Annotated in this window: 15 protein-coding genes; 6 read left to right on the top strand and 9 right to left on the bottom strand. The window is 45.1% G+C overall.

What is annotated here, in order from left to right:
- Positions 1–430: 430 nt before the first annotated feature.
- Positions 431–4,240: a VCBS domain-containing protein gene (locus BCU34_RS04455; protein WP_102480573.1), complete on the bottom strand. Its 3,810-nt coding sequence runs from the start codon at positions 4,238–4,240 to the stop codon at positions 431–433.
- A gap of 300 nt (positions 4,241–4,540) precedes the next feature.
- On the opposite strand from BCU34_RS04455, the gene BCU34_RS04450 reads away from it, so the two are divergent.
- Together BCU34_RS04450 and BCU34_RS04445 are read left to right on the top strand one after the other, a co-directional pair.
- Positions 4,541–5,848: a TolC family outer membrane protein gene (locus BCU34_RS04450; protein ID WP_102480574.1), complete on the top strand. Its 1,308-nt coding sequence runs from the start codon at positions 4,541–4,543 to the stop codon at positions 5,846–5,848.
- On the top strand, positions 5,848–6,459 hold the full coding sequence (locus BCU34_RS04445) for an OmpA family protein (protein ID WP_102480575.1): 612 nt from the start codon (positions 5,848–5,850) through the stop codon (positions 6,457–6,459). Before BCU34_RS04450 ends, BCU34_RS04445 begins: the two co-directional genes overlap by 1 nt.
- Positions 6,460–6,650: 191 nt before the next feature.
- Here the strand turns inward: BCU34_RS04445 and nhaA are convergent, their stop codons facing one another.
- From nhaA to BCU34_RS04420, 5 genes are all read right to left on the bottom strand, one after another.
- A complete protein-coding gene (nhaA, locus tag BCU34_RS04440; protein ID WP_048664785.1) occupies positions 6,651–7,814 on the bottom strand; it encodes a Na+/H+ antiporter NhaA in 1,164 nt (387 codons plus the stop codon).
- 275 nt (positions 7,815–8,089) lie between these two features.
- On the bottom strand, positions 8,090–9,238 hold the full coding sequence (locus tag BCU34_RS04435) for a lipocalin-like domain-containing protein (RefSeq protein ID WP_102432758.1): 1,149 nt from the start codon (positions 9,236–9,238) through the stop codon (positions 8,090–8,092).
- The gene (locus tag BCU34_RS04430) at positions 9,228–11,681 is read right to left on the bottom strand and encodes an ABC transporter permease (RefSeq protein ID WP_048658392.1); all 2,454 of its coding nucleotides are present in this window, start codon (positions 11,679–11,681) and stop codon (positions 9,228–9,230) included. Before BCU34_RS04430 ends, BCU34_RS04435 begins: the two co-directional genes overlap by 11 nt.
- Positions 11,662–12,333, bottom strand: a complete 672-nt coding sequence (locus BCU34_RS04425) for an ABC transporter ATP-binding protein (RefSeq protein WP_017060385.1) — start codon at positions 12,331–12,333, stop codon at positions 11,662–11,664. Before BCU34_RS04425 ends, BCU34_RS04430 begins: the two co-directional genes overlap by 20 nt.
- 122 nt (positions 12,334–12,455) lie before the next feature.
- Positions 12,456–13,829, bottom strand: a complete 1,374-nt coding sequence (locus BCU34_RS04420) for an MATE family efflux transporter (RefSeq protein ID WP_102478254.1) — start codon at positions 13,827–13,829, stop codon at positions 12,456–12,458.
- A gap of 96 nt (positions 13,830–13,925) precedes the next feature.
- On the opposite strand from BCU34_RS04420, the gene BCU34_RS04415 reads away from it, so the two are divergent.
- A complete protein-coding gene (locus BCU34_RS04415; RefSeq protein WP_102478255.1) occupies positions 13,926–15,386 on the top strand; it encodes a DUF2867 domain-containing protein in 1,461 nt (486 codons plus the stop codon).
- A 462-nt stretch (positions 15,387–15,848) separates the two neighbouring features.
- Here BCU34_RS04415 and BCU34_RS04410 read toward each other — a convergent pair whose 3' ends face one another.
- From BCU34_RS04410 to rsuA, 3 genes are all read right to left on the bottom strand, one after another.
- Positions 15,849–16,508 carry a DUF2913 family protein gene (locus BCU34_RS04410; protein ID WP_010441495.1) on the bottom strand — a complete coding sequence of 220 codons (660 nt, stop codon included), beginning with the start codon at positions 16,506–16,508 and terminating at the stop codon, positions 15,849–15,851.
- Positions 16,508–17,725, bottom strand: coding sequence for a Bcr/CflA family multidrug efflux MFS transporter (locus BCU34_RS04405; RefSeq protein ID WP_048664779.1), 1,218 nt, complete (start codon positions 17,723–17,725; stop codon positions 16,508–16,510). The genes BCU34_RS04410 and BCU34_RS04405 overlap by 1 nt, the downstream gene beginning before the upstream one ends.
- Positions 17,726–17,901: 176 nt before the next feature.
- Positions 17,902–18,597 (bottom strand): 16S rRNA pseudouridine(516) synthase RsuA, encoded by a 696-nt coding sequence (gene rsuA / locus BCU34_RS04400; protein ID WP_102478239.1) that lies wholly within the window; start codon positions 18,595–18,597, stop codon positions 17,902–17,904.
- Between the two features lie 97 nt (positions 18,598–18,694).
- Between rsuA and BCU34_RS04395 the strand changes: the two genes are divergently transcribed.
- The 3 genes from BCU34_RS04395 (at position 18,695) to BCU34_RS04385 (ending at position 21,737) form a co-directional block, all read left to right on the top strand.
- Positions 18,695–20,437, top strand: a complete 1,743-nt coding sequence (locus tag BCU34_RS04395) for a DEAD/DEAH box helicase (protein ID WP_102530235.1) — start codon at positions 18,695–18,697, stop codon at positions 20,435–20,437.
- A 180-nt stretch (positions 20,438–20,617) separates the two neighbouring features.
- A complete protein-coding gene (locus BCU34_RS04390) occupies positions 20,618–21,016 on the top strand; it encodes a PepSY domain-containing protein (protein ID WP_048658387.1) in 399 nt (132 codons plus the stop codon).
- A 61-nt stretch (positions 21,017–21,077) separates the two neighbouring features.
- Positions 21,078–21,737: a response regulator transcription factor gene (locus BCU34_RS04385; protein WP_017060377.1), complete on the top strand. Its 660-nt coding sequence runs from the start codon at positions 21,078–21,080 to the stop codon at positions 21,735–21,737.
- Positions 21,738–21,813: the final 76 nt, after the last annotated feature.

Here is a 21,813-nt window from a genome sequence, read left to right as displayed (position 1 = left end):
ACAACTGTTTGAAATATACGCTTAGTACATTTATTTAACAAGCAAGCAACATCACATTTTCACAAATTGGTCGTACCAGTTAGTAAAACTCAGCACTAACCGATTGAATCGCTGTGTGTTTACAAAAAAAGAAAAAAATAATGAATTTTCTTGGAACTGAAATGGAAATGGAGGGTCATAAATTAGGTAGAAAACAGCGTATTTAGAAGTTTAACAGGCCGTCAAACTTGTTCTTCTCACTGCTTTCTTAATTACTGCATTTTCCTTATTAACTCCTATACTTGTATCCGCCCAAACCACGTTGGTTTGGGCTTTTTTTTGTGTGTTATTCCGATACCTTTTCTTTGGCTGGTATTCGATACAAAAAAAAGCCCCCGAAAAATCGAGGGCTTTGCTTACATTGAGTGCTAGAACCTTTCACTTTATCTAATTAAGCTGCGTCATTTTTTATCAGCTCTCCCAGCACTGCTAGGTCATTACCTAGGTCAACCGAACCACCCAGTTCAGTCGCAATCCCCTCAACAACGATAGTTTGAACATCATCCCCTCCATTGATTGGAATGGACAACGCGATATCTTCTCCGTCGACAGAGACCTCTATCGCATCAAGTAACTCTGCCATTTGAGTCTCGTCTTGAGGATCTTCGACCAAATCATTGAGATCAATCAGGTCCCCAGAACCAGCAGTATAAAGCTCGAAATCTTTAATAATATCAGTACCGTTGTCGAGCGCGGAGTCTAGCCAAGTGAAGATATTATCTCCGCTATCTCCAATCAGCAGATCGTTACCTGACTGTGCATACAAGGGTTCATTACTCGCCGCACTAACAACGTTATATTGCTGCGGATCTTCGATATCTATCGTGACCGTCTCTACCGTGCTTTCTGCACCATTAGAATCGACTGCGACGTAATCAAACTGCGGGTCTTCGGTTACTGCCTCGTTACCTTGGACATAGCGTAACTCCCAACTGCCCCCTGTCGATGACAGCTCCATCCCAACAATCGGATTGTCTGGTGAAGAATAACTAAAATCATACAGAATTTGGCTATTCCCCGTATCCCCTGGATCTTTTTGATATTGCTCCGTCTGAGTCGTGCCATCAGCAAAGGTATAGAGCACTTCAACATAAACATTACTATCAGTGTTAAATGAACCACCCAAACCATCTAAACCAAAATCAACAACCTCTAATGGATTATTAGTAAAGTCGAGGACCAAGGTCTCCTGGCTGTTCATACCTCTACCATCAGTATCACCAATACCAAAACCAACATGAGATTGTTCGCCTTGATACTGTTTCAACGGTTTATCATTGTTATCTTCGATCGTTACTGTAATCGTATTACCGTTATCTAGCGTAATAAGTCTCTCTGTTGGTGAAACTTCTTCCCCCCAATTATAGAAACCATCAACAAGATCTGGCATATCCTCAGGATCACCACTGAAGCCCATTTCAAACATCTCTCCAGGTCCAGCAACAAAACTGATATTGTTCGGAACAAACAACACACCGTTATCAACATCAGACTGAACGATTTCTCTCGTGACGCCATTTTCGTCGGTATACAAAAGGCTGCCGTTGGTTGGCAAGCTTTCTATCCTAATATTAAGTGGAATGTCATCATGGTCATCTTCTATATCTGAGATGTAATCAGGCATACCACCATCTTCAGAATCGAAAAGGATTGGTATGACTGCGTCCTCATCATTGACGACCGTAAAGCTCGTCGCTTCAGGTGCATCATTGACACCATTGATTGTTATCTCGATAACATGTTCAACACCATCGATAGCGGTTACGACATATCGCTCTATAACTACGTCATCATCGTTCAAGTATTGAACCGCATCGTTATCAACGACATAACTCCATGCCCCCTCCGGAGTAATCGTTAACATACCCAGAGCAAGAGCATAAGTAGACCCAATCGGGGTAAACACACCATTAGGTTTAAAGGCTGGCATGTCACTCGTGTCGACATCAGTAATCGTTAAAGTACCTGACGCTGAAAGTTCGTTGGTATCAGGATCAACATCGACATCTTCCGTCACCTCACCCATATCAGAGTCACCTTCACCAACGGTGATCTCAGACGGATCATCGGCACCGTTAATGGTGATGGTCACTTCACTGGTGGTTCCGTCTATCGCAGTAACCGTGTAAACCTCGGTAACGAGCTCATCGTCATCAAGATATTGCACATCATCGTTGTCTACGACATACGTCCATGCTCCATCATCGGTTATGGTCAACATACCCAATGCGGTCTCATTGGTTGAGCCTTCTGGATTAAACGTACCATTGGGTTGAAAAGCAGCGACATCGTTAGCATCTACATCGGTTATTGTCAGTGTTCCCGTCGCCATCAAGTCATTACTCTCAGGATCAACATCGACATCTTCCGTCACCTCACCCATGTCAGAATCACCTTCACCAACGGTTATCTCAGACGGGTCATCGGCACCGTTGATGGTGATGGTCACTTCACTTGTGGTTCCGTCTATCGCAGTAACCGTATAAACCTCGGTAACGAACTCATCGTCATCAAGATATTGCACATCATCGTTGTCTACGACATACGTCCATGCTCCATCATCGGTTATGGTCAACATACCCAATGCGGTCTCATTGGTCGAACCTTCCGGATTAAACATTCCGTTGGGTTCAAAAGCCGCAACATCATTGGCATCAACATCAGTGATCGTCAATGTTCCCGTCGCCATCAAGTCGTTACTCTCAGGATCAACGTCGACATCTTCCGTCACCTCACCCATATCAGAGTCACCTTCTCCTACGGTAATCTCGGACGGATCATCGGCACCGTTAATAGTAATGGTCACTTCGCTCGTGGTTCCGTCTATTGCAGTAACCGTGTAAACCTCGGTAACGAACTCATTGTCGTCAAGGTATTGCACATCATCGTTATCTACGACGTACGTCCATTCGCCATCATCGGTTATGGTCAACATACCTAACGCGGTATCATTGGTTGAGCCTTCAGGATTAAACACACCGTTTGGTTGAAAAGCAGCGACATCGTTATCGTCGACATCGGTGATGGTCAGTGTCCCGGAAGTTATTAAGTTGTTGCTCTCTAGGTCAACATCCACATCCTCAGTCACTTCACCTGTGTCTGAATCACCTTCGCCAACGGTTATATCAGATGGATCATCTGCACCGTTAATAGTAATGGTCACTTCGCTCGTGGTACCGTCACTTGCTGTCACGGTATAAACCTCGGTTACGAACTCATCGTCATCCAAGTACTGAACATCATCGTTGTTAACTACGTAAGTCCACGCACCGTCGGGGTCGATGCTCAATATGCCTAGCTGTGAGTCGTTTGTTGAACCTACGAGGTTAAACTCACCATCAGCGGAAAAGGTGGGAGTGTCGCTGTCTACATCTGTAATCACGATCTGACCAGACGTCACCAATTGATTGGTGATGTCATCTACATCGATGTCCTCGGTCACACTGCCTGAGTCATCAGTGGCTACAGCCGCATCATCAGTACCGATTATCGTTACAGTGATGACTTGTTCGCCTCCATCGGAGGTTTGTACTGTTGTCGTGTCTTGAATTTGTTCGCCATCGGCAAGCTCATCATAAGGACTGTTGGCCACGAAAGTCCAAGTACCATCTTCGTTTACAACAAAGGTACCGAGATCATTATCTCCAACAACCTCTTTGCCAATAAAGGTAACGTCCGGATCATCGCTGATTAAGGCGCCGCCTGTCTCAATTGGTTCATCCTGCTCAAACTCAATAGCGTTAGTGTCACCTGAAATAAGCGCAAAAGCGATGATATCAAAAAGAGCATTACTTTGAGTTTCTGACAATCCTTGAGACTCAAACCCTTCAGTTTCAAAATTCGTGGCGGCTTGAGTTTCAGCTCCAGTACGTTCAATCCTACCGCTGTTGGTCAAACTCGAGCCTTCTTCACCAGCAGCAGTATCAAACTCATCTCCTAGTTCTGTTGGATCAAATCCTTCTTCAATAGCACGCTGAACTTGAGCGATCGCATCATCAGTGTCTAGCACATTTTGTTGGCCCTGGTTATCTACAAAACGTGCAGAAACACTTGGCACACTCTCTTCACTAGTATCAAAACTGATAATTACGTCGCTAGCGGCTGGTTGTTCGCCCGGAGACAAACGTCTAACTCGACCTTGAGCGTCGAGCACTACACTCCCGCTAGCAAGGCCTAGTATATTTAGGTTGATGTTTCCCATATCCATATTCCCACTTCTACCCAGAACACACCAAACGCGGATTCAATCCCACTCTGCGCTGTGGCTATTTCCTACAATAAATTTAGTAGCGGCACTATTGATAATCAACTCATTAAAGTGGTTCATATAAGGAACTTTGAAAATTAGTCAATAGCAATAGCGACTTACATTCAAAAAAAACCAACAAACTTCGCATTTTTTTGCAAATGTCCTAAGCTTCGTTTAATACCCTTCTCTCAATTCAGCGGTAAACGTAGGTTGGGAAACGGATGAGACATTGAAAGTAGAAGGAGAGCTACTTTGAAATTGTTTAAATTATCCATCATGTGCTGCTTAGTTACTGCAACACAGCTAACCGCTCAAACTCTGGAACAGTCTGTAGCTATTACTTTGGCAACGAATCCAGAGATAAAAAGCATCTTTAATGAATATGTGAGCGTGAAAAAACGTAATGATGCCTCTGGAGGCGCATACAAGCCCAGCATCGATCTTGATGCTGGTATTGGGTACGAAGGTATAAACCCTGCACCAAATAACGGCCCCGATACCGATCTAACAAGAAAGGAAGCGACGATTTCCCTCACTCAACTGCTGTGGGATGGTTCCGCGACACTGAACGACATTGATCGAACTGCCGCAGAAGCCGAGTCGGTTCGTTTGCAATTGATCGCGGATGCCGAAGACAAAGCGCTTGAGGTAACACAAATTTATCTAGACGCAGTAAAAGCCACTGAAGTGCTAGCACTGTCAGAAAGTAACCTTTCAATACACAAGAAAATCTATAAAGATATAAAGAAACGAGCGAATTCAGGCATAGGTTCAACAGCGGATGTATCTCAGGTAGAAGCTAGGATTGCAAAAGCTCATGGTAACTTGTTGGCCGCACAGAATAATTTGATCGATACCCACACCCAGTTCAGACGAGTAGTTGGTCAAGAACCCCTAGGCTTAATTTACCCAAGAGCCGATATTTCTAGAATTCCTTTGTCATTAACCGACGCCATTGTTGATGCATTAGACCAGCACCCTGTAATCAAAGTCGCAAACGCAGATGTCGATTCAGCCCACTTCCAATACAAACAATCAAAGGGCGTGAACTACCCTACCTTCTCCATCGAGGCTTCTCAGTCGTGGCGTGATGATGCAGGTGGCGATGAAGGCTCAAGTCAAGAAACCCTCGCGATGCTACGCATGCGATATAACTTGTACAACGGCGGAACAGACAGCGCTAATTCAGAAGCTGCGGCATACCAATTGAACAAAGCCAAAGATCTGAGAGATCGCGCTTATCGACAAGTGGAAGAAGGTCTTCGCCTCTCATGGAGTGCATTGGATCTAACGTTACAACAAAAGAATTTTCTATCCGACCATGTTGATTCAGCTTCGGAAACTGTTATCGCATATGAAAAACAATACCGAATAGGCAAGCGTACTCTGCTTGACTTACTCAACACTGAGAACGAACTATTTGAAGCCCGTAAAGATTACCTAGATGCCCACTATTCAGAGCAGTACGCTAAGTACCGTGTGATGAACGCGACAGGTTCTTTATTGAATGCTCTACTGGTCGACATTCCAGAAGAGTGGACTACGCCAGTGGAGTATTAATGATGAAAATACCTTACTTATTACTTCCCGTGTTAACGATGACTTTACTTGCCTGTTCGAACCAGCAGGAAGAGGCCTATATCGAGACACCTGAAGCTGAGCAGATTGCAGACCTGCAAGACGATGATAAAGATGGTGTGGTAAACGCTCGTGATATCTGCCCTGGTACGCCTGAAACGTCACAAGTCGACAATGATGGTTGTGGAGAAACGATTCGTGCGGAAGAAGTCAGACAGCTAAAAATACTCTTTGCTCATGACTCATTTGAAGTGAACCCAATTTTCTCAGACCAGATCAGCACGATGGCAGCGTTTCTTGAAACCTACAAAAGTGCCTCGATTGAAATACAAGGCTATGCGAGTAAAGTGGGTTCTAACGAGTACAACTTAGACCTGTCAAAAAAACGAGCAAACAATGTTCAAGACGAGTTACTGTCGAATGGTATCGAACCAGAGCGTGTGAGAATTGTCGGCTATGGTGAAGAACGATTAGAAAACGATGGTGATGACCCTACTTCACACGCACTGAACCGTAAGGTAACAGCGACAGTAGTAGGGTTAAGTGAGCAGATCGTAGAGGAATGGACCATTTTTACCACGCTAGAAAAATAGCGTGACATTGTCACTGAAGGTGTCACGTGGGTTATCTTACAAAGACTGCTTAGCGACAAGATCAATAAAGCCGTGATAGGATCGCCTATCACGGCTTTTTGTTTTTTGTAACCACTGAATCTCGGGAATGACTCAGTGGTTCTTCTTGCTACTCAGGAATCGGCTCGATAGTTAACCGAGCCAATTACCGGTTAAAGTTTTACTTCTTGGTGCTTAGTTTTCGGCAGAGAAATACTTAGCAGGAAGTAACCTAAGATAGCTGCTGTCGTAGATCCCATCAGGATGCCTAATCGAGCTAGCGTATCAAAATCTGCGTTCGTTGGACCAAATGCCAATGAAGAGATGAAGATAGACATCGTAAAGCCAATACCACACAGCACAGACACTGCGAAGATGTTCATGAAGTTCACACCTTCAGGAAGCTTAGCTACGCCCGTTTTCACAGCACCCCAGCTGAATAGGAAGATACCCAGTGGCTTACCAACCAATAGACCCATAGCAATACCAAGCGGTAGCATGCCTGTAAGGTTTGAAATTGAGATGCCTTCCAGTGAGATACCTGCGTTTGCAAATGCGAAGATTGGCAAAATTGCAAAAGCTACATATGGGTGCAAAGCATGCTCTAGGTGTTTCAGCGGAGAATGTTCTCCCTTATTGCCTTTTAGTGGGATAGCAAAACCAATTACTACACCAGCTAATGTTGCGTGAACACCAGATTTCAATACAGCGAACCACAGGATCGCACCAACAATTAAGTACACACTCAGCTTAGTTACATGCTTGTTATTTAGCATGAACAACACACCAGTCGCGATGAAGCCAACCGTCAGTGCAAGCGTTGATAGGTCACCTGAGTAGAACAGTGCAATGATAACAACAACACCTAGGTCATCGATAATTGCCAATGCTAGTAAGAATACCTTCAGGCTTACCGGTACACGGTTACCAAGAAGAGCCATGATACCCAGTGCGAATGCGATATCTGTTGCAGCCGGGATAGCCCAACCTTGAAGCGCTTCAGGGTTACTTGAGTTAAATAGCACGTAAATAAGTGCAGGAGCTAACATACCACCCACAGCTGCGATAGCTGGGAAAATTGCTGTCTCTTTAGACTTTAATGCGCCTTCCAAAAGTTCGCGCTTAACTTCTAAGCCGATTAGAAGGAAGAAGACAGCCATTAAGCCATCGTTAATCCAGTGAGACACAGACATACCAAGAACGTAACTGTGAAGTACACCTTGGTACATTTCGTTCAGTGGTGAGTTTGCTACAAACATTGCGATCGCCGCAGCGATTACTAGGATGATGCCGCCAGCAGATTCCATTTTAAAGAAGTCACGGATGACGTCGGTCATGATTTCGCCCTTATATTTATTATTTAAATAAACGAATAACAAAGAATAACCACGAGTTTATATCCAAGTCTAATTGATAGATAATCACTTCTTCGGATGTTTAACTTCGGTTTTTCCTACAAATACTAAACAATACGTCGTATATTCCATAATGTTGTTCTGCGCCATGAATTAAGTATAGATGAGATCATCGAACCTGTATGCACAATTCATTGGGGTTGGATAAAAGTCGCAGACATAAAAAAAGGCTATCAAATGATAGCCTTAGGTGTTTTTTAGTAGCCAGTTAATTGCATAAAGCCTGTCGCTTCATGGCTCCCGCTCGCCATAATCGGCCCTTCCCAATATGGTATGACAAAAGGAAGCCACATATCCCTGCGTATAATACGCGTCGTGAGGTTGATATCATGCTTAGGGACATTAATGATCCACTGCAGAGGCATCCGTCTTCTATTCATCAACGTTGTATTTTGCAATGGTTGAATTGAAATATCGGATTCCGTCAATTGGTAAACTTTGCCAGAGCGCGTTGCTAATGTACCAAATACGTAAGGCAACTGTTGGTTATGACGATAACGGTTAATACTCAACGCAGTGCCGTCATCGAGATTAAACACAAACCAATCCCAACCTTGTTGACCCACTCCAAGTAAGCCACTACCCCACTCTTTATGTACCCACGCAGTTCCCTCCACTTCCTTGGTAACGCCGTCTAAGTTCAACACACCACTCAAAGATAAAAATGGAGCGCTGAAGTTATAAGACGCGACAGGTAATAAGTCGTGTTTTTTCTGATAGCCATTATCGCCGTTGAGTACATATGGCCCTTTTGCAATAGTGTCGAGCTCAAGTCCAAAAGTGTCAGTTTGCACTTGAAGACGGCCTGGAAATGGTGTGTTGCCGAGTGCACGCCAGTTCCAGTTATCAATCCAAAGTCTGAATGGACGGTTAGTCATCCCCGCTTGGCCAATGCCGCCACGAGCCATGCGCTGTTCTTTCCATACTTTGGACTTAGAAGAGACCACTACATTTGAGATATAGACTTGAGGGCTTTGCCACCCAGGAGTTTCACGTTCGTCCGTTGCAATACGGAAAAAGCTCCACTGTACCGAATAGTCTTTGCCATCATCGCCTTTCAAAGACGCAAAGTAATGCCACCACTCATGTTGAAACTCTGGGTGGAACTTAAAATCTTGTGGTAGCGAAACATTGCGGTCTGGTAACACTGGCTCAAACACATTGAAATGTTCACTAACCAATACCGAGTTAACTTCATTCTCGCCCTTTTCACCGGGATCGATGAAATAGGAGTAATAGCCCCAAACACTTAAAAAGATGCTGAAGAAACTGATTAATAGAAGAGAAGACAGGATTCGATGTCTTAACTTAGTTGAGCTATTCCGTAAAAACATACTAAAGCGCATCCCTCAGTGACTTCATCGGAGTGTTCCGAATCATTCTCATCACTGGTAAAGCACCAGCGAGCATCAATGCTGCCATGGCCCACGCAAATGTCTGCAAATAATCCCAAGGAATCACTTGTAACTCGAGTGACCACCCAAAAGACTGCTTTATCACGATATCAACAATTAAGCTCGCTAGCGCCAAGCCAAGCGGAATCGCAATCAAGGAGGAAATAAGCCCAAATACAAACAGCTGCAAGCTACCTGTCAGAATCAGCTCTTTCGCCGAGACACCCAAACAGCGCTGCAAGGATATATGTCTTTGTCGAGACACTTCACCCGCTACAGTAGCAAAGAAGATACCGAAGACTGCAATAACCAAGGTGATGTTGCCTAATGTATCTGCAATCGCGAACGTTCTATCGAACACACGCATCGCTTGACTGTGAATATTGTTGTTATCGAATACACGCTCAGAGCCAAGCCTGAATACGCTTTCTAATCGGCTGCGAAGGCCTACCGAATTAACATCATCTTTGAGTATTACGCCAAGGCCTACATTACCCCGCCCTGCAAACCCATACAGCCAGTTTCGATGTGACATCATGACTTGATGGTAAGGGTTACCATAATCGTAATAAACTCCAACAACCTGCCAACCAGAGCCGAGGCTATCATAGAGGTCAATGTAGTCGCCAGGGCGAATCCCCAACTTGAGAGACATCGATTCGCTGATCAACACACCTTTAGAGTGGTGTAAGTGGTACCAGTAATTCGGAATACCTAATTTGATTGTCAGCGCTTCTAGTTCGCCTTCAGAAGGACCCGTACTGACAACCTGAATACTGCCGACTGGAGAAGCAACATCTTTCTCCCAACGCCACCAAACCGAATCTACTTCAGGTTGATCTGACAGCCAGTTACTCATACGAGCAGCGGCATTATTGGTTGGGTAGATATAAAGATCGGCGGCCAGGCGCTGTGTTAACCATTTATCAGTAGTATCTCTAAAGCTACCCACCATGGTTTCTACACCAATATTGGCTGTTAAGGCCAACATAAAGGCCATCGTCGCCACGCCACGGTAGCTCATACTTGAAGCTGCATCAGCAAAGAACCAGCGAGCACGAACCCAGCGCAATGAATAAGAGAGGCTGTTAAATAACTTCCACATCAAAAACGGGGTAAATAGCGCCACACTAATTAGCATCAATGCGATAATCGCAAAACCCGTTTCTTGAGTCTGAGGGGCTTGATACACAGCGACAGCTGCAACCAAGAAGCCACAGCCAATCAAAGCTTGCCAAGTAAACTCAGTACCCGCAAAACGCATCAAAGACAATCGAGAGGTCAAACGAATCGGTTGTGATCTAAGCAAACGTACCAATGGCCAAGCGCAGGCTAAGAACGCACCAAGTAACGCCATCAATAAGCTGTAGCCGCTCCAGCGCCAATTCCAGTCAATCGTTAAACCAACGTTGGCATCGTATAAATCACCTAAGCTTGAAGATACCGCAGGTAACAATTGATTGGCTAACATGACACCAAAAATATTACCGCAGATCCAGCTCAGTCCGACCAATAGCAGCAGCTCTAAGCAAAGTGCTTTAGCCAGTTGCCAGCCCGACACACCTGTTTGTCTTAAGATACCGACTAACGGTTGACGCTGAATAAACGACAGCGACATCGCTTGATAGAAAATGAATAAACCAACCACAAACGACAGCATGCCCATCGCTTTTAGATTTAAGTGAAAAGCGCTAGTCAGTGACTCTAATTCCGCTTTAGAGCTGCGAGAGATTGTCAAACCATTGGGTAGCATGTTTTTAAGACGCTCAAACTTCTCAGGCGACATGTCTGAGCATGCAATCACCGAGAGGCCAGCGCTGCGTTTCAGCATTCTCAGTAACGAGATATCAGCAATCAGCCTTGTACCATCAATAATGTTGTTTTGATCAACCATTAATGGGCCAAGCTCAGAGCCATCCATAAGATGGATATAGTCACCGTTTTTCCACTCCATGTGTTCGGCGAGATCGTCGCTCACAAGGATCGGATATGGCGGTTTCATTAGATTTAACGTATTGAGATCTTTTAACGCAACGCCCGGCTGCAGTTGAAGCATAGAGACTGGATCTATGCCAATCAGCATGAAATTTGAACCGTTTTCATCAGTGATACGGTGGTGATCAAAAGGAGAACACTGCTGAAAGCCTTCACGTCGAAGATGGATATAAAAGCCTTGTGGGATTTTATTGGCGTTGTGTTTTGGTCGAATACGGTAAGGAAGAGGATTCGAAAAGAGTTTTTCGCCATGTGCATAGCTTTGCTTGGCGTGTTGGTTAATGGCAGTAACACCAACCAAAAGTGATACGCCTAGGGTTAAACCAAGCCATACCAAGATAATCTGAAGTGGGTAACGTCGATAATGACCGAGTAGTGCCTTAACTACGGGCCATAACATGCAGTTGCCCTCCTTGTAGGCGGATCCTGCCATCCATATGCAGCGCTACTTTCTCACTGTGTGTTACCAACAGTAATGTACATTCTAATTGGCGAGCCAAAGAGGTCAGCAAACGCATTACCGCTTCAGCGTTGCGCTCATCTAAGCTACCTGTCGGCTCATCGGCCAGTAATATTTTGGGTTCCATATACAACGCACGAGCAATCGCTGCACGTTGCTGCTGCCCACCAGACGCTTCTTCAGGGTAACGACCAAGCAAAGGCATCAGATCTAAAGCAGAAAGGATCTGTCGCCAGAGCCCCTTGTCTTCGGGTAAGCCTTTTAATTGGCGGCAAAAACGAATGTTATCGGCAATGTTCAATGTCGGCAGTAAGTTGAACTGCTGAAAGATATGGCCGATGTTGTTTCTGCGATAAGCGGTGCGGTCACGCTCGGTAGAGTCGTGCATATTGAAGTGAGGGAAAGCAATTTCACCTGAATCAGCTAGGTCTAACCCCGCAATAAGGTTCAGTAAAGTACTTTTACCTGAACCACTTTCTCCCATTAATGCTAGCTGGTCACCTTGGTTTAATGTTAATTCAGCACCTTGCAAAACAGGGTGAAACTCCCCCCCATCGACGTAGCCTTTACATAGGTCTGACAGCTTTAACATTAAACAGCTCACATTAGTTAGAATTTGGAAGGAGAATCTACACTAATTCCCTGTTAGGAGGAAGTATTTTGAAAGATAGATCACACACCAACGATAAAGTGATCTGATTGGTGCGTCCTACTTCAACTTCCTATCAAGTTTTTAATCCATTTTCTTGTTTTCATGCGATGGAGCGACCCGCCCCACTTAATCACTTCTTCAGTAAGGAACAGTAGGTAAACCCACTCAGGTGGAAGCTTAAAGTAAATAGCGGCGATGGCTGCCAAAGGAATACCTATCACCCACTGAGCAATCAGATCTTGGTATAGACAAAACTTCACGTCACCACCAGCTCTGAGTACACCAACGATCACTGTCATTGGAATAGAGCGGATGACAATACCCACACTCAGAATCACAATAAACTTCTCTGAAAGCGCTCGGGTTTCTTCTGTCAAAGCACTAAAGGCATTCAATATTGGCGTTTGTATAAAGTAGAGGAAAATTGCCACCACAATACTGGTAAAGAAGCACAAAATCGTTAAGCCGAGAGCTTGGTAGTAAACCGCTTCATTGTTCTTCGCACCGAGTTGGTTACCCACTAAAACCGCGGCAGCATTCGACATGCCAATCAATAAACTCAACGAGATAGACTCAACTGGCGTCATCACCGAAAGCGCAGCTAAACCTTGCACGCCCGATTGCCCCATGATGGCGTGATAAGCGAATAAGCCACCAGCCCAAGCTAAAAAGTTGAAAGTTGTCGGCAGAGACAATTTCAAGAAGCGAACGACTTTCTCCACCGTTGCCGCAGCTTTGATATCACAAAGTTTGAAGGCTAATAAATGTTTAGAGAAATAGAGGTAACCAAACAAGGTCGCCACTTCAATTGCGCCACTCAGTACGGTCGCAATCGCCGCACCTTTGATGCCAAGAGCCGGAAATCCTAAGTTACCGAAAATCAGCACCCAGTTTAAGAACACGTTAGACAGGATACCAATACCACTGAAGAAGGTACTCAATCCAGGTTTGTGTATCGCTCTTAGGCCAACGGCCATACTGCTGACACACGATACGGCTAACATGCTAAATGAGGTGATAACGATGTATTCAACGCCCAAGCTGATGACTTCTTGAGAGTCAGTCGTCACGCCCATGATTTGTGCCGGGAAAGAGACAAAGAACACGATGGTCAACAGCGCAAACAACGTCGAAACCAGCCAGGTTAGTGCAGTGCTTTCTCTCACACCTTGTCTGTTGCCCGCTCCCCAATATTGAGCAGTAAGAAGAGCGCCGCCGGTGGTGACACCCACCAGCATAATGGTCGTCACGAACATCGCACGACTCGCCACACCCACAGCCGCAATGTCTGCTTCTCCAAGCTGACCTAGCATCAACACATCCACTAAGCCTCGACTCGAGAACATGATGCTTTGCAAGGTGATTGGCAAAGCTATGGCAATCAACCTGCGAACAAAATCACCGCGAGTGTGATGAATAATTGAAGAGAGCAACATAGAGAGACCTAAACGGAACGTATTGATGAATAAAGATAAATATCGCGCTATTATATCAATGTTCGGTTTTTAACCACAGATATAAATGGAGTAGTAATGAAGAAAGTACTGGTTTTAGGCGCTTCTGGATACGTAGGCTCACAACTCCTCCCTCTCCTGCTTGAGCAAGGCTATCAAGTCACGGCAGCAGCAAGGCATATCGACTATTTAAAGGCACGGACCGAGCCTCACGAAAACTTATCACTTGAGTATCTTGATTTGGCCGATCAAGCTGCGACACAAGCCTTAGTCCCCGATTTTGATCTTATCTTCTTCCTTGTCCATGGAATGGCAGAAGGCCACGACTTTATTGATTACGAGTTAAACCTAGCTCGCAACTTTGTCTCTGCACTTGGCCCTAAAAACCAGCACGTTATCTATCTAAGCTCGTTGCAGCCTCAAACTGGTGACTCAGAGCACCTTCAAGCGAGAAAGAAAACCGGTGAACTACTTCGTAAAGGGCCGGTACCGATAACCGAACTTCAAGCAGGCGTGATCATAGGCCCAGGCTCTGCGGCATTCGAGATCATGCGAGACTTTGTGTACAACTTGCCGATTATGATTGCGCCAAAGTGGGTCGATTCTAAAGCAAACCCTATCGCATTGCAGAACCTGAACCACTATTTGCTGAAGCTAGCACAAGACACGCCTATAGAAAGCCAAATCTTCGAAGTTGGTGGGCCGGATATTGTCTCTTATCGAAACCAATTTGCTCATATTGCCAAAACGGCCGATCGTCCACTCCGGCTGTGGGCTACATCACTGCTCACACCCAAGATTGCTTCATATTGGCTAGGCGTAGTGACATCTGTACCGTCCAACATAGGCAGAGCACTGCTTGCTGGCTTAAAGCATGACTTTATTGCCAGTTCGACCACTATCAGAGAAAAGTACCCTCAGAGGCTTATCTCGTTCGAGAATATGGTTGAGCAAGCTATTCATTCTGAAGGAAACTTCGTAAAGAGTAATGTGTGGGGCTTCGATAAAACTGCCTTCAAACGCTGGCAAGCGGGATACGGTTATTACCCGAAGAAAACAGGCGCAAGCATCATGTCTACTGCCTCACTAGAGTCTCTTTGCCAAGTAGCTCAACAGATAGGAAGCCCGAAACAAGGTTACTTCTTCGCTAACGCTTTATGGCGCACACGCGAATGGTTGGACCTTCTTTTCGGCGGCGGCGTACCTGTGCGACAAATGCCTGAAGGCCCCAAGCTAAAAGTGGGCGACAAAATCGATTCATGGAAAGTGATTCGCTGTGAAGAGAACCAATTCTTATCGCTACTGTTTGGCATGAAAGGTCCAGGCTTAGGACGACTGGAAATTACCGTTTCTGACAACGGCGATTCTCGTGAACTGAACATATCAGCTTGGTGGCACCCAAAAGGCTTTCTAGGTCTACTCTATTGGTTCGCAATGATGCCTGCTCACCTGTTTATCTTTAAAGGCATGGTGAAGGCGATTGAGAAGCAGGCTAAAGAGCAGATACGAGATTCGAGTGGCGAGATGCGAAAAGATTAAAAGCAGATACGGGATTCGAGTAGCGGGATGCCAAAAGACTAAAAGCAGATACGGGATTCGAGTGTCGAGATGAGAAAAGACTAAAAGCAGATTCGGGATTCGAGTGGCGGGATGCCAAAAGACTAAAAGCAGATTCGGGATTCGAGTGGCGGGATGCGAAAAGATTAAAAGCAGATACGGGATTCGAGTAGCGGGATGCCAAAAGACTAAAAGCAGATTCGGGATTCGAGTGGCGGGATGCCAAAAGACTAAAAGCAGATACGAGATTCGAGTGACGAGATTCGAAAAGACTAAAAGCAGTTGCGGGATTCGAGTGTCGAGATGAGAAAAGATTAAAAGCAGATTCGTATGTCAAGATGCGAAAAGACTTAACAGAAAATTTGCGACACGCGCTATGAGAGGCAAAAAAAGAGCGGATAATTCCGCTCTTCGTATCTCTCATCTCGTATCCCGAATCCGCTACTAGCCAATAACGCTAATCGGGATCTCAGCCAGTTGGTTGCCTTGGTTAGCAGGGTAAACGATGTATTCACCGTGATACTTCACTGCAGACTTATAGTCCGTCACTTTGTGAAGCATGAAGCCTGCTTCCATCGCTGCTTGAATAAACTCAGCGTGGTTGCCACGAACAAACCAGTTCATTGGCTTAACCATTAACTCACCATCGAAAGAGTCGTCACACTGTTTGCCACACAAGGCAAAAGAGTGCTCACCATCGGTGAAGAACTGAATCTTGCCGCCAGTCGTTAGCTCGTCTTCACTCGATACGCTCCAACCCATCTCGTACATTTTGTCCATGAACGCTTCAACATCACTGTCTTTTAGCGCTTTAGGCTCTTCGCCTTCAGGGAAAAAACGTCCGTAGAACGCAGAAATACGTTTAAAGGTAAAAGTTAAATCAGAGTTGTTGCCTTTTGAGCGACCCTGCTTCTGCCAACGAACTAAGTCAGGCACAATCACGCGATCATACGCTTGAGATTTAATCGCTTTTGTTACCCAGCGAACAAGGTAAAGATTGTTCGCGATAGGTGCGTCAATGGCTTTGCCAGACTTATGTAGAGCATATAGCTCGCCTAACGCATCGTTCACTAACTTCTGAATTTCAATATAGTATTTTGACATTATGCCTTCTTTCCTAATGTCCAATATAGTAATGCTGACAGTACTGCACACGCAGCCATTACCATAGCCATAGACCCTGCACTGTCACTTGGTAGCATCGCAACGATCGCACCAACGACAGAACCAGTACCAAATCTTAATGTTCCTGCAAGCGATGAAGCCGTTCCTGCCATGTTCGGATAACCACTCAACAGCAACCCCATAGAATTACTGCCAATAGTAGAAATGGTCCCAATAAATAGCATCACAAACGGCACAATTCCCCAAAGCCCGAGATCCAATGCCCAACCGACAAGTAAACCTACGCCAGCCAGTAATTGGATGACCAGCGCTGCCCTCAACATTGTATGAGAACCGACCTTCTTAACGATTCGACCATTGATTGTCGTCATCAGAATCATCGCAACAATGTTCAGACCAAATAGGTAACCAAACAGGTCAGGACGTACGCCATAGACATCAATGTAGACAAAAGAGCCTGCTGTTAAGAATGCGAACATCCCAGAGAACGAGAACGCACCAGAGAAAATCAGCCCCATAGCGGTCGGGTTTCTACATAAACGAGCGTAATTACGAATCGTGGTTTTAAAGCGCAATGGTTGACGATTGTCGACAGGCAGTGTCTCAGGAATTTTGACTATCACCGCGAGAATCACAATCACTGCAAAAATCGCCAATACCCAAAAAATTGAACGCCAACCGAACCACAACGCTAAATAACCACCAATCATAGGCGCGATAAGCGGTGCAACCGTCATTACTAAGGTAACGAACGACATGGTTCTTGCGAAATCTTCACGGTCAAACATGTCACGTACAACAGCTTGAATTATTACCGCTGCCGCTGCACCTGCGAAGCCTTGAGCGGTACGAACTAGTGTTAGAGCTTCAATACCATGAGTAGTGGCACTCACAACAGACGCGATCGCAAAGAAGAATACACCAATCAATAGAACAGGCTTGCGACCATAACTGTCGGCTAACGGACCATGTAACAACTGACCGAGTGCAAAACCTGCGGTATACGCTGTGAGTGTGATCTGCACTTCACCCGCTGTCACGCCAAGATCTTTGGCGATCGTTGGCATAGCGGGCAGGTACATATCAATGGCGAGTGGTGTCAGTGCACCAATCGCACCCAGAACCAAAAATAGCATCCAACCTAACTGAGGAGTTTGTGGTTGTGAGCTTGGTGTCTGTTGGGTAGATGTTTGCATAACTCTCCGACTAAGTACTAGGTTCTATGTGAGCACGAGCATCCACACAGTGATACACGAATACGCACAGTGATACACAAACATGCGTACAGCAATAATGGCTGAAACTGTCCTAGTACCAGTCAAAATAATCAGCCGACGCTATCCTTGGTCGGCTACATCTTCGATAGAAAGGGTTACTTCCAGATCGAGTCGACTTCTTCTTGTGTTAGGTAACGGTATTCACCTAACTCTAAAGATTCGTCCATCTCAATTTCGCCAATACGTTCACGGTGCAGTGCTTCTACTTTGTTACCAAGTGCTGCAAACATACGTTTAACTTGGTGGTATTTGCCTTCGTGAATCGTTAGCAGCACTTCACGCTCTGCACGAACTTCTAGGTGTGCAGGAAGTGTTAGGCCATCTTCGCTCTTAAGCTGGATGCCCTCTTTGAATTTCTCAACGTAATCGCCTTCAACAGGTTCAACCAACCACACACGGTACGTCTTCTCGCACTTGTGCTTTGGCGAAGTGATACGGTGAGACCACTTACCATCGTCGGTAATCAACACAAGACCTGTTGTATCAATATCTAAACGGCCAGCAAAGTGCAGCTTGTCCATTTTGATTTCATCGAGTAGTTCAAACGCGATACGATTTGCGCCATCTTCATGCGAGCAAACAAAGCCTTCTGGCTTATAAAGCATGATGTAACGTGGGCCATGAACATTCAATTCATTGCCTTGCCATTCCACGACACACTCTTCAGTTACCTTGAGTGAACCGCTTTTTTGAATGACATCATTTACTGTCACTGCCTTGGATTTTAATAAGTGTGTTGCTTCTCTTCGAGTGACGCCTAATGCATCGCACAGAAATTTATCTAAACGCATGAATACCTCAACTAATCTAAGTCGGGTATTATAGTCACCTTTGCTCAATTAGTTGAGCTATTTCACACTATTTGTTTTCCTTCTTACAAGACGCGATATGTATACACTCCGCCCGTACCAAGCTGATTCTGTAAAATCAGTGATTCATTACTTCAGAAAACACCAAACTCCGGCTGTGCTCGTGCTTCCGACTGGTGCAGGAAAAAGCCTTGTAATTGCAGAGTTGGCAAGGCTTGCGAAAGGTCGAGTGTTGGTACTTGCTCACGTAAAAGAGTTGGTTGAACAGAACCATGAAAAGTATGAGGGCTACGGGCTGAAGGGCTCGATTTTCTCTGCGGGTTTAGGCCGTAAAGAGACAGACCAACAAGTGGTCTTCGCATCCGTTCAATCTGTGGTTCGAAATCTCGATTCATTCTCTAACCAATTTTCACTGTTGGTGATCGATGAATGTCACCGTGTTCCCGATGAAAAGACCAGTAGCTATCAAAAAGTCATCACTCACTTGCGCGAGAATAATTCGGGTATCAAGGTGCTTGGCCTAACCGCGACCCCTTATCGTCTTGGTATGGGTTGGCTTTACCAGTATCACACCCGCGGCCAAGTACGATCTGAAGAACCCAGGTTTTTCAGAGATTGTATTTTCGAACTGCCGATTCGTTACCTACTCGACGAAGGTTTCTTAACTCCAGCGCGCATGATAGATGCGCCCGTATTGAGCTACGACTTTTCACAGTTAAAGCCAGCGAGCACTGGTCGCTACAAAGAAGCAGAGCTTGATATGGTGATCGAGCAGTCGAAACGCGCGACCCCGCAGATTGTCGACCAGATAATTGAACTGGCCCAAGACAAGCTAGGCATAATGGTATTTGCCGCCACAGTTCGACACGCGCAAGAGATTCTCGGCTTATTACCAGAAGGTGAAGCATCGATTGTGATTGGCGATACGCCAACACTCGAACGTGACCAAATCATCAATGATTTCAAAGAACGTAAAATCAAATTCTTGGTCAACGTATCGGTATTAACCACAGGCTTTGATGCGCCACATGTCGATTTAATCGCAATTTTACGCCCTACCGAATCCATCAGTTTGTATCAACAAATCGTCGGCCGTGGCTTACGCCTATCCCCAGGTAAGAAAGAGTGTCTGGTGCTCGACTATGCGGGTAATAGTTACGACCTTTACCAACCTGAGGTCGGCGATCCAAAACCCGATTCAGACAGTGAAATCATCACCATTCCTTGCCCGGCGTGCGGCTTCAATAATAACTTTTGGGGCAAACTAGACAGCAATGGCTTCTTGCTTGAGCACTTTGGTCGTAAATGCCAAGGCTACTTTACCGATGAAGACACGGGCGAACGCGAACACTGTAACTATCGTTTCCGAGCGAAATACTGCGGTGAATGCGGCGCTGACAACGACATTGCCGCACGCATTTGTCATGAGTGTGATGCAACTTTAGTCGACCCAGACAAAAAGCTTAAGGAAGCGTTAAACCTAAAAGATGCGTTGGTGTTTGAGTGTTTAGAAATGGACTTGAACATACTTAAGGACGACAAAGGTAAATCACAACTTAAAGTCACCTATCGCGGTGAAAACCAAGCGCAAGTGCATGAGTTTTGGTCATTAACCACCAAGAAACAGAAGCAGAACTTCAAAGACCAGTTTGTTCGCCCTCACCTAGCAGACAGACATCGCCCTTTTGAAGAAGCATCACCATCGAAAGTGGTTGCTCACCAACATAGGTTCCGCCCACCTCAGTTCGTGATTGCACGTAAAGTCGGACGCTTTTGGAAAATGAGAGACAAGATATTCGAAGACGAACTACAGCAGCGTTAAAGTTAAGAATAAAGGTAAGTCTTACGTTCTTAACACTCGGCAGTTAGTGTTATGTATTAAAGCCTACGCCATTTAAGCGTTAAGTTTTTCGGTATCAAATTCTCATTATTAATCAGGTTCACTTTCTGTTCAGAATTACTTTTTTATACTGAACGCTATCAACCTTCTCTAGGATTCGCTATGTTTAGTAAAGCTATGATTTCTTTGTTTTCTATAAGCTTAGGCTTATTTGTTTCTACTGGCGCATGGGCTGACTCACATCATAATGGTCATGAATTAGTGCAGGACGTTCATAAAGCAGGAACCAGCATCGAATTTGAAGAAGATCAAGACGAAGTCTACGAAGCCGTACGAGAAGGCTACATTCGCCCTTTCTCAGAAATGTATGCCGCGGTTGAAAACGATCTTCATGGCAGAATCATAAAAGTAGAACTAGAAGAAGATGACGACATTTGGGTGTATGAACTAAAAATCAATTACCAAAACAACATCATCAAAGTCGAATACAACGCTGAGACGTTAGAAATGCTTATGATCAAAGGCCGCAACTTTAAAGACGCAATTAAACACGGCGACTAATTAAGCACGACGAATAGTTAAGCACTACGAACAGTCATTACAAGAATTAAGAAGAACAATTATGAAAATTTTAGTCGTTGAAGACGAACCTCGTTTGGGCCAACAAATTATTGAAACACTTGAGGGAGCCGACTGGGTTCCGGAGCTTTCTCAAGATGGTATCGACGCACTCTACCGCGCAACGTCAGAAGAGTGGGACGCGATTGTCCTCGATTTAGGTTTACCTAAGCTTGACGGCCTAACCGTATTAAAAGGCATTCGAGACGAGAACATCAACACGCCAGTGATTATCTTAAGTGCTCGTGACACACTAACCCAACGTGTTGAGGGCTTAAACGCAGGTGCTGATGACTATCTAACTAAGCCATTTGAGATGGTCGAGCTGATTGCCCGTATTCGTGCTCAACTACGCCGAGCGTCAGGCAGTGCTGCCCCTATACTTCAAATCGGAGACCTAAGCCTAGACACACGCAGTTCTAAAGTATTATGGCAAGGCCAAGCGGTTAGCCTAACCGCGCTAGAATATAAAGTTGTCGCGTACTTCATGCATAACCAAAACAAGGTTATCTCGCGTACAGAACTGGTTGAACACATCTATAAACAAGACTTCGACCGTGACTCAAACACAGTTGAGGTGTTCATTGGTCGTATTCGCAAAAAAATCGCACCAAAGATCATTAAAACTGTTCGTGGCCTTGGCTACCAACTGAATGCTGAATAGCGCCCTATCTAATTACACTATAAGCAACCGTCAACAAAACTCAGTGTAATAGCCAATTAAATGGACAGCCTGTTCT

The organism is Vibrio sp. 10N.286.45.E10 (assembly GCF_002874195.2).
Taxonomy (GTDB): Bacteria; Pseudomonadota; Gammaproteobacteria; order Enterobacterales; family Vibrionaceae; genus Vibrio; species Vibrio crassostreae.
The sequence above is the reverse complement of the archived record's forward strand: the minus strand, read 5'-3'. Positions and strand labels throughout refer to the sequence as shown.